This is a genomic window from Stenotrophomonas sp. WHRI 8082, from assembly GCF_040223995.2.
Classification (GTDB): domain Bacteria; phylum Pseudomonadota; class Gammaproteobacteria; order Xanthomonadales; family Xanthomonadaceae; genus Stenotrophomonas.
Genome location: NZ_CP167826.1, coordinates 187,037 through 200,480, shown reverse-complemented (window position 1 = coordinate 200,480; position 13,444 = coordinate 187,037). Strand labels below are relative to the sequence as shown.

The 13,444-nt window shown below is 65.2% G+C and carries 9 protein-coding genes; 1 reads left to right on the top strand and 8 read right to left on the bottom strand.

Annotated features, from left to right (window positions below):
* Window positions 1–64 precede the first annotated feature (64 nt).
* The 5 genes from ABRP17_RS00855 to betI form a co-directional block, all read right to left on the bottom strand.
* Window positions 65–934, bottom strand: a complete 870-nt coding sequence (locus ABRP17_RS00855; protein ID WP_349985610.1) for a crotonase/enoyl-CoA hydratase family protein — start codon at window positions 932–934, stop codon at window positions 65–67.
* 282 nt (window positions 935–1,216) lie between these two features.
* Window positions 1,217–2,893 carry a long-chain fatty acid--CoA ligase gene (locus ABRP17_RS00850; RefSeq protein ID WP_349985611.1) on the bottom strand — a complete coding sequence of 559 codons (1,677 nt, stop codon included), beginning with the start codon at window positions 2,891–2,893 and terminating at the stop codon, window positions 1,217–1,219.
* Between the two features lie 230 nt (window positions 2,894–3,123).
* Complete coding sequence (gene betA, locus ABRP17_RS00845) at window positions 3,124–4,803, bottom strand: choline dehydrogenase (protein ID WP_349985612.1); 1,680 nt, start codon at window positions 4,801–4,803, stop codon at window positions 3,124–3,126.
* Between the two features lie 108 nt (window positions 4,804–4,911).
* On the bottom strand, window positions 4,912–6,384 hold the full coding sequence (gene betB / locus ABRP17_RS00840) for a betaine-aldehyde dehydrogenase (protein ID WP_349985613.1): 1,473 nt from the start codon (window positions 6,382–6,384) through the stop codon (window positions 4,912–4,914).
* 52 nt (window positions 6,385–6,436) lie between these two features.
* Window positions 6,437–7,027, bottom strand: coding sequence for a transcriptional regulator BetI (gene betI, locus ABRP17_RS00835; RefSeq protein WP_188324151.1), 591 nt, complete (start codon window positions 7,025–7,027; stop codon window positions 6,437–6,439).
* A 174-nt stretch (window positions 7,028–7,201) separates the two neighbouring features.
* Here betI and ABRP17_RS00830 point away from each other — a divergent pair, with 174 nt between their 5' ends.
* Complete coding sequence (locus ABRP17_RS00830; protein ID WP_349985614.1) at window positions 7,202–8,755, top strand: BCCT family transporter; 1,554 nt, start codon at window positions 7,202–7,204, stop codon at window positions 8,753–8,755.
* A gap of 202 nt (window positions 8,756–8,957) precedes the next feature.
* On the opposite strand, the gene ABRP17_RS00825 is transcribed toward ABRP17_RS00830, so the two are convergent.
* The 3 genes from ABRP17_RS00825 to acnA form a co-directional block, all read right to left on the bottom strand.
* Window positions 8,958–9,605: an AAA family ATPase gene (locus tag ABRP17_RS00825; protein WP_349985615.1), complete on the bottom strand. Its 648-nt coding sequence runs from the start codon at window positions 9,603–9,605 to the stop codon at window positions 8,958–8,960.
* On the bottom strand, window positions 9,605–9,979 hold the full coding sequence (locus ABRP17_RS00820) for a type II toxin-antitoxin system Phd/YefM family antitoxin (protein WP_188324149.1): 375 nt from the start codon (window positions 9,977–9,979) through the stop codon (window positions 9,605–9,607). The genes ABRP17_RS00825 and ABRP17_RS00820 overlap by 1 nt, the downstream gene beginning before the upstream one ends.
* A gap of 517 nt (window positions 9,980–10,496) precedes the next feature.
* Entirely contained in the window at window positions 10,497–13,250 is a 2,754-nt protein-coding gene (gene acnA, locus ABRP17_RS00815; protein WP_192079291.1) for an aconitate hydratase AcnA, read from the bottom strand.
* Window positions 13,251–13,444 lie beyond the last annotated feature (194 nt).

Genomic DNA, 13,444 nt, shown 5'->3' with positions numbered 1-13,444 from the left:
GGAACGCAGTGTGCCGGCCCATGGCCGGCACCTGCCGAATGTACGCGTGGGGGAGGGAGCGCACTCAGGCCGCGTCAAGGCCGGCACGGCGCGTCTGCGCCTTGATCAGCCGATCCATCGTGCGCAGCGAACGGTCGCCCAGCGCCAGCGCCGAATCCACCCAGACCTTGGTGATTTCCAGCAGCTCGTCGTAGCTCACGGCCTGCGCCAGGTTGCGCGCAGCGTTCATGGCCAGGTAGGACTGTGGAATGCGCTGATGCTGGCGGACCAGGTCTTCTACCGCCTTGCGCCCTTCGCCCTTCTTTACCAGCACATCCACCACACCCATCGCATGCATCTCTTCGGCGCTGTAGATCCGGCCGTCAAGGATGATCTTTTCTGCCTGCTGCGGGGCCACCCGGCGGCACAGGAACGAGTATGCGCCCATGCCCGGGAACAGCCCGAACAGCACCTCCGGCAGGCCCATGCCCGCACCTTCCTCGGCCACGATGGTGTGGCAGGCCAGCGCCATTTCCAGGCCGCCGCCGAGCGCATCGCCCTGGATCAGGGCGATGGATCGCACATCACCGCCGAAGCCGGTATGCAGGTGGTGCACGCCTTCCACGCAGCGCTGGGCGTACGCCAGCAGGCGGTCCCTGTTGCCTTCCCGGATCAACCGCGTGAAGAGGTCCAGATCGCCGCCGAGGTTGTAGGCACTGGCATCGGAGGCCAGCACGAAATGGCGCAGTCGCCCGTCATGCCGCGCCGCCGGTCCGCGGGTGATGGCGCTCATGTAGCTCCACATTTCGTCGAGCATGTCTTTGCGGCAGCAGGGGCGGATACCGGTGCTGGCATCGGCGTGCATATACAGCCAATGGGCGGCGCCATCGGTGCTGTCTTCGGTGCGGATGGTGGTGTAGGGGCGGGTGACGGGCAGCTTTTCAATGGTGCTCATGGCAGTTCCTCGGCATGGCTGGCCCGCGGGAGGATCGGTGGTCGGCGGGCCGACGGGTCCACTCGCGGCGATGCTACACCGACGCAACTGCCCCGAATGGAAAAGCCAGAGTCATTCGCGACGCCGGCCCTTTCAGGTTCCGGTCATCGTGAGGGTCGAGCGGCGGGATGCGGGATCGTGCGGGCCGCTGCGGTCGCCGACCGTGGGTCGGCGCTACCGGGGTGCCGGGATCGTGCCGGCCGCTGCGCTCGCCGACCATGGGTCGGCGCTACCGGGGGCGGCTCAGGGGGCCGGGGCGTCGCGCAGTTCGCGGCGCAGGATCTTGCCGACGTTGGTCTTCGGCAGTTCCTTGCGGAACTCGACGATCTTCGGATGCTTGTAACCGGTCAGGTTGGCGCGTGCGTGTTCCTTGACCTGTTCGGCGGTCAGGTTCGGGTCCTTCTTGACGATGACCACTTTCACGATCTCACCGGACTTGTCATCCGGCACGCCCACCGCGGCCACTTCCAGCACGCCGGGCATCATCGCGATCACGTCCTCGACTTCGTTCGGATAGACGTTGAAGCCGGACACCAGGATCATGTCCTTCTTGCGGTCCACGATGTAGAAGAAGCCCTGCGCATCCATCTTGGCCATGTCGCCGGTGTGCAGCCAACCGTCGGCATCGATGGCACCGGCGGTGTCTTCAGGCCGCTGCCAGTAGCCCTTCATCACCTGCGGACCCTTGATGCACAGTTCGCCCACGTCGTCACCGCCGACGATGTTGCCGTTGTCATCCTTGATGCAGGCGTCGGTGGAGGGAATCGGCAGGCCGATCGAGCCGTTGTACTCGGCCAGGGTCAGCGGGTTGATGCACGCGGCCGGCGAGGTTTCGGTCAGGCCATAGGCCTCCACGAGGGTAACGCCGGTGATCTTCTTCCAGCGCTCGGCGACCGATCGCTGCACGGCCATGCCGCCCCCCAGGGTGACCTTCATCGAAGAGAAATCCACCGTGTCGAAGCCGGGTGTGTTGAGCAGACCATTGAACAGCGTGTTGACGCCCGTGATGGCGGTGAAGCGCACGCCCTTCAGCTCCTTGACAAAGCCCTTCATGTCGCGCGGATTGGTGATCAGGTGGTTGCAGCCACCGAACTTCATGAAGACCAGGCCGTTCGCCGTCAAGGCGAAGATGTGGTACAGCGGCAGGGCCGTGATGATCCATTCCTTGCCCGGTTCGATGCCGGAGGCGCCGATCCAGGCCGAGGCCTGCTGCATGTTCGCGACCAGATTGCGATTGGTCAGCATCGCGCCCTTGGCAACGCCGGTGGTGCCACCGGTGTACTGCAGGAAAGCGATGTCGTCGTGGTCGATCTCCACCTTCGGCAGCTCATGGCGGCTGCCCAGCTTCAACGCACGACGGAAGCGCACGGCGCCCTTCAGGGTGTAGTTGGGCACCATCTTCTTGATGTACTTCAGCACGAAGTTCACCACCACGCCCTTGGCGCCCAGCATGTCGCCCAGGCCGGTGGTGATCACATGCTTGACCTGCGTATCGGCGATGACCTGCTGCACGGTGTCACCGAAGTTGTCGACCACCACCAGGGCGGTGACGCCGGCATCGACCAGCTGATGCTTCAGCTCGCGCGCGGTGTACAGCGGGTTGACATTGACCACGGTCAGGCCGGCGCGCAGCACGCCGAAGGTCGCGATCGGATACTGCAGGCAGTTCGGCATCATCAGCGCGACGCGGTCGCCTTTCTTCAGTTGCAGCTCGCCCAGCAGGTAGGCAGCGAACTGTTCGACCAGTGCATCGGTTTCACCGTAGGTGAGCACCTTGCCGAAGCTGGAGTAGGCGGGGCGATCCCGGTACTTGGCTACCGAAGCGTCGAAGACGGAGGAGACCGAGTGGAACTCGTTGATGTCGATCTCGGCGGGTACGCCGGTCGGATAACTCTGCAACCAGGGACGTTCCAGGCTCATGATTTCCCCCTCCAGGAAACTTAGAATTTGAGTGTTGCGGTAGCCAGTATCATGCAGATCCAGCCTTGGCAGCATACCGTCCCGGATGGAAAACGCGAAGAGGCCCGCCAATGGCGGGCCTCTGTGTCCTGCGCGGTAGTGACGGCCGCTGGCCGTCACGCGTGTCATATCAAAGGTCGCCGCCGAGGGAACGACGGCGGAGGGATTGACGGCCAGCGGCCGTCACTACCTCAACGCTGGCGCGGCGGGGCGCCGTTGGCCCTGTAGTACGGCGCGGTGCTGCGCGGCAGCGGGGTGCGCCCGCGCAGCACGTCGGCCAGCTTCTCGGCGATCATGATTGTCGGCGCGTTGAGGTTGCCGGTCACCACCTGCGGCATGATCGACGCATCGATGATGCGCAGGCCTTCCATGCCATGCACGCGGCCCTGGCCGTCCACCACCGCCATCGGATCCGAGGCGCTGCCCATCTTGTTCGAGCACGACGGATGGTACGCCGTCTCGGCATGCTCGCGGACGAAGGCATCGATCTCCGCATCGGTCTGCATCTGGTTGCCGGGCGAAATCTCACGGCCGGTGTACGGTGACAGCGCGGGCTGGGCGAAGATCTCGCGGGTGATGCGGATCGCATCGCGGAATTCGCGCCAGTCCTGATCATGCGACATGTAGTTGAACAGGATGCTGGGATGTTCGCGCGGATCAGTGGAGCGGACGTGGACGCGGCCGCGGCTCGGTGAGCGCATCGAGCCGACATGCATCTGGAAGCTGTGCTCCTTGATCGGGTTGGAGCCGTTGTAATTGATAGCCACCGGCAGGAAGTGGTACTGCAGGTTCGGCCAGTCGAATTCCTCATTGCTGCGGATGAAGCCGCCGCCTTCGAACTGGTTGCTGGCGCCGGTGCCGGTGCCCAGGAACAGCCACTCCGCGCCGATCGCCGGCTGGTTGTACAGCTTCAACGCCGGTGCCAGCGATACCGGCTGCTTGCACTCGTACTGCAGGTACATCTCCAGGTGATCCTGCAGGTTCGCGCCGACGCCCGGCAGGTCGTGCACCACGTCGATGCCCAGGCCACGCAGCAGGTCGGCCGGACCCACGCCCGAACGCTGCAGCACCTGCGGCGAAGCGATCGCCCCGCCACACAGCAGCACTTCGCGGCGCGCGCGCGCCTTCTGCGGTTCATCGTTGCGCAGCCATGCCACGCCCACCGCACGCTTGCCCGAGAACAGGATGCGATCGGTCAGCGCGTGGGTGACGATGGTCAGGTTTGGGCGCGGGCGGGACAGATCCAGATAGCCACGCGCGGTGCTCGAACGGCGGCCGCGCGGGGTCACGGTGCGGTCCATCGGGCCGAACCCTTCCTGCTGGTAGCCGTTGAGGTCGTCGGTATGCGGATAGCCCGCCTGCGTACCGGCTTCGATCATCGCCTTGAACAGGACGTTGTTGCCGGCCTTCGGCGTGGTGACCCGCAAGGGGCCATCGCCGCCGTGGTAATCATTCGCGCCGATGTCGCGCGTTTCGGCCTTGCGGAAGTACGGCAGGCAATCGGCGTAGGTCCAGTCGTCCAGGCCCGGCATGCTGGCCCAGTTGTCATAGTCCATCGCATTGCCGCGGATGTAGCACATGCCGTTGATCAGCGACGAACCGCCCAGGCCCTTGCCGCGGCCGCAATCCATGCGCCGATTGTTCATATGCGGCTCGGGATCGGTCTTGTACGCCCAGTTGTAGCGCTTGCCCTGCAGCGGGAAGGCCAGCGCGGCCGGCATCTGCGTGCGGAAGTCGAGGCGGTAATCCGGACCACCGGCTTCCAGCAGCAACACCGTGACGTCGGCGTCTTCGGTCAGCCGCGTGGCCAGCACGTTGCCGGCCGACCCTGCGCCGATGATGATGTAGTCGTATTCGTTGAGGGTGCTCATGTCGTTCTCCTGCAGGCTGGCCGGTGCGCACGCGCGACCGGCTGGCGGGATGAAGGAACGACCGGACACGGGGGGAGGGGCGCGTCGGTCGTTACCGGGAAGGGGCAATCAGAAGATGCTGGCGTAGTCGCCCAGCTCCACCTGCACCGACTTGATGCGCGTGTAGTGGGCCAGGGTGGAGATGCCGTTCTCACGGCCGACACCGGACTGCTTGTAGCCACCGACCGGCATTTCCGCCGGCGATTCGCCCCAGGTGTTGATCCAGCAGATGCCCGCTTCCAGGCGATGGATGATGCGGTGCGCACGCGCGATATCGTTGCTGACCACGCCCGCGGCGAGGCCGAAATGCGTGTCGTTGGCGCGGCGGATCACTTCCTCTTCGTCGTCGTAGGCCAGGATGCTCATCACCGGCCCGAAGATCTCTTCGCGCACGATGGTCATGTCATCGCGGCAGTCGCTGAAGACGGTCGGCTGCACATAGGCGCCGTTGGCCAGCGCGGCGTCCGTCACGCGGCCACCGCCGGTCAGCAGACGCGCGCCCTCGGTCTTGCCGGTTTCGATCAGGCGCAGCACGTTGTCCATGTGCGCGAAGCTGACCATCGGGCCGAAGTTGGTGTCAGCCTGGGTGGGGTCACCGATGCGGATGCGCTTCACGCGTTCCACCACTGCCGCTTCGAACGCGGCCAGCATGCTGCGCGGCACGAAAACGCGGGTGCCGTTGGTGCAGACCTGACCGGAGCTGAAGAAGTTGGCCATCACCGCGATATCGGCCGCGCGGTCCAGGTTGGCGTCATCACAGATCACCAGCGGCGACTTGCCGCCCAGTTCCATGGTCACTTCCTTCAGCGACGACGATGCGGCCGACGCCATGACTTTCTTGCCGGTTTCCACGCCACCGGTGAAGGAGATCTTCTCGATCACCGGGTGTTCGGTCAGCCAGGTGCCCACATCGCGGCCTGGGCCCTGCACCACGTTGAAGACACCGTCCGGCACACCCGCTTCGGTGTAGATCTTGGCCAGCTCAATAACGGTCAGCGGGGTCACCTCGGAGGGCTTGAACACCATCGCGTTGCCAGCGGCCAGCGCCGGGGCGGACTTCCACAGCGCGATCTGCACCGGGTAATTCCATGCGCCGATGCCGGCGACCACACCCAGTGGTTCGCGGCGGGTGTAGAAGAAGCTCGACTCGCGCAGCGGCACCTGGCTGCCTTCGATCGCGGTGGCCAGGCCGGCGTAGTACTCCAGCACGTCGGCACCGGTGACGATGTCCACCGTGGTGGTCTCGCTCACTGCCTTGCCGGTGTCCAGCGTTTCCAGCCGCGCCAGGTCATCGTTGCGCTCGCGCAGGATGTCCACCGCACGGCGCAGGATGCGCGAACGCTCCATCGCGGTCATGGCCGCCCACACCTTCTGGCCTTCCGCGGCGCTGGCCACGGCGCGCTCGACGTCGGCCTTGTTGGCGACCTGGACCTCGGCGATCACCTCGCCAGTGGCCGGGTTGACGGTCTGGAAGGTCTTGCCACTGGTGGCGTCGACCAGCTTGCCGTGGATGTAAAGCTGCTGCAGGGGCAGGGTGGACATGGGAACTCCTGGAAGGGGGAGGGGGAGACGAGGAGGGGAGGGCACCCAGCGCTTATAGCGCGTTTGCCTGTAACTGGAAGTCGATATAGCCGTAAGCGATGCGGCGCGCCTTGTCGGCATTGAACTCACCGCCGACCAGACTGCCGCGCAGCCACAGGCCATCAATCATCGCGGCCAGCCCGCGTGCGGCCAGGATGGCCTGCGGCGCGGGCAACGCACGTTTGAACTGGTGGCACAGGTTGGAGAACAGGCGTTGATCGTTTGCGCGCTGCAGTCGAGCCAGTTCCGGCTGGTGCATGCTGGCGGCCCAAAACGTCAACCAGACGCGCATGGCCGTGCCGTTGGTCTGGCTGTCGTCGAAGTTGCCGTCGACGATGGCCCGCAGCTGGGCGCGCGCGTCGTCGGCGCAGGTGTCGCGGAAACGTGCGACGGCGGCTTTCAGTTCGCGCAGGATCTGCCGCATCGATGCATTGAGCAGCCCGTCCTTGTCACCGAAGTAATGGGCCACGATGCCGGTGGACAGGCCCGCCTTGCGCGCGATCGTGGCTACCGTCGCATCGGCCAGGCCGATCTCGTCGATCGTCTCGAAGGTGGCGCGGATCAGCTGTTCACGGCGGACCGGCTCAATTCCTTTCTTTGGCATCGTTTCTCCATGCGCGGCAACCGGTACGGGACCGGGAAGAGGAGTCACTATACTTTTTATTGATTGAACGTTCAATCAATAAAGGCGTAGGATGCGCCTGCGTCCCCCGCGCCCTGCGTCTGGCCCCCCGATCCGGCCCCACGTGCGTGCTTCCTGGATCGAAGAGACAACCCCATGTCTTCCAAGGCTTCCTCTGCTCCGTCGCCGCTGCGTTTGAACGGCTTCGTGTTCTTCAGCTCCGCCCTTTCCATCGGTGTGCTGGGTCTGCTCACCGTGCTGCACCCCGATGCCAGCGAGCACTGGCTCAAGGTCGCGCAGGCCGAAGTGTCCGCCGCGTTCGGCTGGTGGTACATGGTGCTGATGGTCATCTGCCTGTGCTTCGTGCTTTGGCTGGCGCTGTCGCGCTACGGCGCGATCCGGCTGGGCCACAACGAAGAAGCGCCGGCGTTCGCGTACGTCCCGTGGGTCTCGATGCTGTTTTCCGCAGGCATCGGCATCGCGCTGCTGTATTACGGTGCCTATGAGCCGCTGGACCACTTCCTGGCCCCGCCGGACCAGCCGGGCAGCACCGTGGAGGCGAGTCGCGAGGCAATGGCGCTGACCTTCCTGCATTGGGGACTGCACGGCTGGGCGCTGTACGCGCTTGTGGGTGTCGCACTTGCCTACTTCGCCTATCGCCGGGACCTGCCGCTGGCGCTGCGGTCTGCGCTGTACCCGATCTTCGGCGAGCGCATCCATGGTCGCATCGGGGACATGGTTGACGGATTCGGCATCCTGGCGACGCTGATATCGATGGTGACCAACCTGGGCATCGGCGCGCTGGTGGTGCAATCCGGGCTGACTTATCTGTTCGGCATGCCCGATACGCCGCAGACGCTGGTGCTGATCGTGCTGGTGATGATGGCGGTGGCCACGATCGGCGTGGTGGCCGGTGTGGAGAAGGGGATCGCTTGGCTGTCCAATCTCAATGTGCGCCTTCTGTGCGTGTTGCTGCTGTTCGTGCTGGTGACCGGGCCGACGCTGCATCTGCTGGACGGGCTGGTGCAGAACACCGGCGACTACCTTGCCTCGTTCGTGCGCAAGAGCTTCGATATCTACCTCAACCAGCCTCAGGGCCGCGAGTGGCTGGGCAGCTGGACGCTGTTCTACTGGGCGTGGTGGATTGCCTGGGCGCCGTTCGTCGGCCTGTTCGTGGCGCGTATTTCGCGCGGGCGCACCATCCGCGAAGTGATCCTGGGCGTCCTGCTGATCCCCTTGGGTTTCACGTTGGCGTGGCTGTCGATCTTCGGCAACACCGCCATCGACCTGGTGTTGAACCACGGCCAGGCGGTGCTGGGTGAGGTGGCCAAGGCGGATGCGGCGATGACCCTGTTCAAGCTGCTGGAGTACCTGCCGTGGGCGCCCTACGTGGCCGGTGCGGCGGTGGTGATCGGCTTCGTGCTGTTCCTGACCCCGGTGGACTCGGGCACGCTGATGATCGCCAACCTGTGCACCCGGCGCGTGGACGGCGGGGTGGAGGATGGCCACGACGCCCCGATCTGGCTGCGGGTGTTCTGGGCCGTGGTGATCACCGTGGTGAGCATCGGCCTGCTGCTGGCCGGCAACTTCGGCGCGATGCAGACGGCCGTGGTGCTGTGCGGCCTGCCGTTCTCGTTCATCCTGGTGTTCTACATGGTGGGCCTGCTGCGCGCGTTGCGCACCGACCCGGATGCCCCGCATCGGCGCTGAAAGCCGCCGAGCACGGCTCGGCGCAACCGGGGCGCGCGAAGTCGGTAGCGCCGAGCGACGCTCGGCGAGCGCAGCGCCGCCATTGCTTTCAGGCCGGTGTGCTACCGGAACGAAAGGCCGCCGAGCACGGCGCGGCGCGGCCAGGGCGCCGGAAGTGGGTAGCGCCGAGCCACGCTCGGCGAGCGCAGCGGCGCCGTTGCTTTCAGGCCGGTGCGCTACCGAGGCGTAGCGCCGCCTCCAGCAGCGGCACGGCCCATTCCGGCGTGCCACGCAGCTGCTCCAAGTCATCCGCCTGCGGCCACGCCAGCACGCCCTCCTGCAGCTGCAGAACCAGCACCGGATCGGCCACCGCCTCACCCGCCGCGGCATCGGCGCTGTTGTCATAGACCTGCAGCGCCGCCAACACCGGCATCAGGCCGATCAGATTCTGCTGCGCCAGCGGCCAGCGGCGGCGGATGTCGGCTTCATTGATGGGGTGCCCGCCGGCCTGCACGCGCGCCTTCACCCGGGCGATATGCTGCTCCGGACTGGACAGCCCGCAGAACCACACCAGCACGTCATGCGTTGCGCTGGCCTCATGCAGCATCGCCGTTATCGACGTACCACCCAGCGTGGTTTCAAAGGCATGGTTGTGGCCCTCGGCCAGTGCGGCCTGCAAGCGGCGTACGCCTTCCTGCCAAGCCTGCCCATTGGCTTGCGCCTGTGGCGTGCCGAGCTGCTGCACCAGTGCGCGCGCATAGGTATCCGGATTGAACCAGTCCAGCCCGGCCTCACGCAGCAGTTGACCGCCGATGGAGCTCTTGCCGGCACCGTTGACGCCGGCCAGCACGTACAGGAACGGACGCGCCATCAGTAGCCGGAACCGGCCTTGACCTTGCCCTGCAGGCGGGCAGGGCGCTGCAGCAGGTCACGTGCGCGCGCACCGGCCTGCGCCTGCTGCAGCACCGCCAAGCGCTCGTCGAAGCCCTGACGGAGCTCGGTCAGGGCAGGGGTCTGGCTGCGCAGTTCATCCAGCGACTGTTCCAGCGCCTCAACCTTGGCCTGCAACGCGCGGTACTGGTCAGCGGAGATGATCACCGCCTGCGGCTCGTTGTGGTTGGTGACCACCACCATGCGCTGGTCACGCACCTCCTGCATCACCTTGCGCCAGTGCTCTTTCACCGACGAGGCGGTGGTGCGGGTGAGCTCGGTGATGGGCTCGAAGCTGATCGGGGTGTGCAGCATGGTGGACTCCACAGGGTGTGCCTTGGGGTCGAGATTACTCCTGTTTCGTCCTATTTATATGAATTTTCTAAAATAGGAATTAATCATTTTTCCGAGTGGCGCCTCGTTGGTCCGAGCGAGGGTGGTTGAAGCCCTTGCGCAGGACACGTCGTAAACCCATCCATGGGGCCTGCTTTCCGCCCATCCAGGGCTCCAAGCGTCCTGCGCAAGGGCTTCAACCACCCTCCCGGCCGGCATCGCTGCGCCAGCGGAGGGGAGAGCGGCAGCAAAAGCAAAGGCGGGTGACGGGCATCGCCCGTCACCCGCCTTTTTCTTTTCATACGCGGCTGATGGCCACCGGAAACCGTCAGGGCGACGGGTGGATGGAGGGTGCGGGGGCGTTGAGCGCCATGGATGGCGCGAAACAAGGCCCGCAGGAGCGGCTTTTGCCGTCCCCCGGACCCTCCATCCGCCCGTCGCCAAACCCGGAAACCAGCCCCCCCCACCCGCGAGGGGGCTCAGCCCGTTCGGTACCCCCTTACCGCCCCGCCAACTGCCGCAGCACGTACTGCAACAGCCCGCCGTGGCGGAAATACTCCACTTCCTTCGGGGTCAGCAGCATCACCGAGGCCTCAAACGTCTGGCTGCTGCCATCTGCCTTGGTCGCGGTAACCGTGGCGCGCTTGCTGGCGCCGTCCTGCAGGCCGGTGATGTCCAGCGTTTCGGACCCATCCAGGCCCAGCGACTGCGCGTTTTCGCCATTGCGGAACTGCAGCGGCAGCACGCCCATGCCGACCAGGTTGGAGCGATGGATGCGCTCGAAACTCTCCGCAATCACGGCCTTGACGCCCAGCAGCAGCGTGCCCTTGGCCGCCCAGTCGCGCGACGAGCCGGTGCCGTATTCTTTGCCGGCCAGCACGACCAGCGGCACGCCGTCGGCCTTGTACTTGATCGCCGCATCGTAGATGGCCAGCTTCTCCGGCTCACCACCGCTGGCGGGGTAGTACAGCGTGTTGCCACCTTCCTCGCCGTCGAACATCAGGTTCTTGATGCGGATGTTGGCGAAGGTGCCGCGTACCATCACATCATCATTGCCGCGGCGGCTGCCGTAGCTGTTGAAGTCCGCTGGCTGCACGCCACGGTCCTGCAGGAAGCGACCAGCCGGCGATTCCTTCTTGATGTTGCCCGCAGGCGAAATGTGATCGGTGGTGATCGAGTCGCCAAACAGGCCCATGATCCGCGCACCGTGGACATCGTCGATGGTGCCGACCTGCATGGTCATGCCGTCGAAATAGGGCGGGTTCTTGATGTAGGTCGAGCCGTCATCCCACTCGTACAGATCGCCATCCGGCGAGGCGATGGTGTTCCAGCGCGAATCGCCCTTGAACACATCGGCGTAGTTCTGCTTGAACATCTCCGGCCCGAGGGTCGCGGCGATCACATCGCCGATCTCCTTGTTGCTCGGCCAGATGTCACGCAGATACACCGGCTGGCCATCGCTGCCGGTACCCAGCGGTTCGGTGGTCAGGTCGATATCGGTGGTGCCGGCGATGGCGTAGGCCACCACCAGCGGCGGGCTCGCGAGGTAATTCATCTTCACTTCGGGGTGTACGCGGCCTTCGAAGTTGCGGTTGCCCGACAGCACCGACGTCACCACCAGGTCGCCCTGGGCGATGCCCGCGCTGACTTCCGCCGGCAGCGGGCCGGAGTTGCCGATGCAGGTGGTGCAGCCGTAGCCCACCACGTAGAAGCCGAGCTTTTCCAGCTCGGTCAGCACGCCGGCTTTTTCGAGGTAATCGGTGACCACGCGGGAGCCTGGGCCGAGCGAGGTCTTCACCCACGGCTGGCGATTGAGACCGCGCGCGGCGGCGTTGCGGGCCAGCAGGCCTGCCCCGATCATCACCGCCGGATTGGAGGTGTTGGTGCACGAAGTGATGGCGGCGATGACCACCGCGCCGTCCTTCAGCCGGAACGCCTTGCCATCCAGTTCCACGTCGGCCTGGCCCTTGGCCAGCTGCTCGTTGCCCACGGCCGTGCCGCCGCCTTCGTTGATGAAGGTGGACACGTCCACGTCTTTCTTGTCACGGTTGGTGGTCAGTCCGACCAGCGCATCGCGGTAGTTGGCCTGCACGTCTTCCAGCAGCACGCGGTCCTGCGGGCGCTTGGGTCCGGCGAGCGACGGCTTGACGGTCCCCATGTCCAGTTCCAGCGTGGTGCTGTACTGGGCCGGTGCGGTGTCGGCGTCGTGCCACAGGCCCTGGGCCTTGGCGTAGGCCTCGACCAGCGCGATCTGCTCTTCAGGGCGGCCGGACAGGCGCAGGTAATTCAGTGATTCATTGTCGATCGGGAAGATGCCACAGGTTGCACCGTACTCCGGCGCCATGTTGCCGATGGTCGCGCGGTCGGCCAGCGGCAGATGCTGCAGGCCGTCTCCGAAGAACTCGACGAACTTGCCGACCACGCCGTGCTTGCGCAGCTGCTGGGTAACGGTGAGCACCAGATCCGTGGCGGTGGCCCCTTCAGGCATCTGCCCGGTCAGCTTGAAGCCGACTACCTGCGGGATAAGCATCGAGGAAGGCTGGCCCAGCATCGCCGCTTCCGCTTCGATGCCGCCTACGCCCCAGCCCAGTACCCCGATGCCATTGATCATGGTGGTGTGGCTGTCGGTGCCGAACACCGTGTCCGGATACGCGACCGTTACGCCATCCTTGTCAGCCGCCATCACCACGCGGGCGAGGTTTTCCAGGTTCACCTGGTGAACGATGCCGGTATTGGGCGGCACGACCTTGAAGTTGTGGAAGGCCTTCTGGCCCCAGCGCAGGAAGCCGTAGCGTTCCTGATTGCGCTGGAATTCGATCTTGCCGTTGAGGTCCAGCGCTTCTGGCTTGCCGAACACATCGACCTGCACCGAGTGATCGATGACCAGCTCGGACGGGATCTGCGGATTGATCTGTTCCGGGCTGCCGCCCAGTTTGACCACGGCGTCGCGCATCGCAGCCAGATCGACCACACACGGCACGCCGGTGAAGTCCTGCAGCACCACGCGGGCGGGCATGAACGCGATCTCGATGTCCGGCTCGGCCTTCGGATCCCACTTGGCGACCGCTTCGATGTGATCCTTGCCGACGGTGACCCCACCGTCCTCATGCCGGAGCAGGTTCTCCAGCAAAATCTTCATGGAGTAGGGCAGGTGGGAGATGTCGAAGCGCTGGCCCAGCGCGGGCAGGCTGAAGTAATCGTAGCGCTTGCCGCCGACGTCCAGCTGGCTGCGGGTGGAGAACGAATCACTCATTGCAGATGACTCCTTTGCGAATGGCTTGCAACGGCCGCGCACCAGGCGCGCCTGCTTGCTCAGCGCAGAAGCTTACACATTCAGATGTAGCGCCGATGTCATCACGGCCAAAAAGGGGACGGAGGGGATTAAGTCGTTTGTGGCCCCCTTCGGGCTGAAGACGACTTAATCCCCTCCGTCCCGTTTTTGAAAAG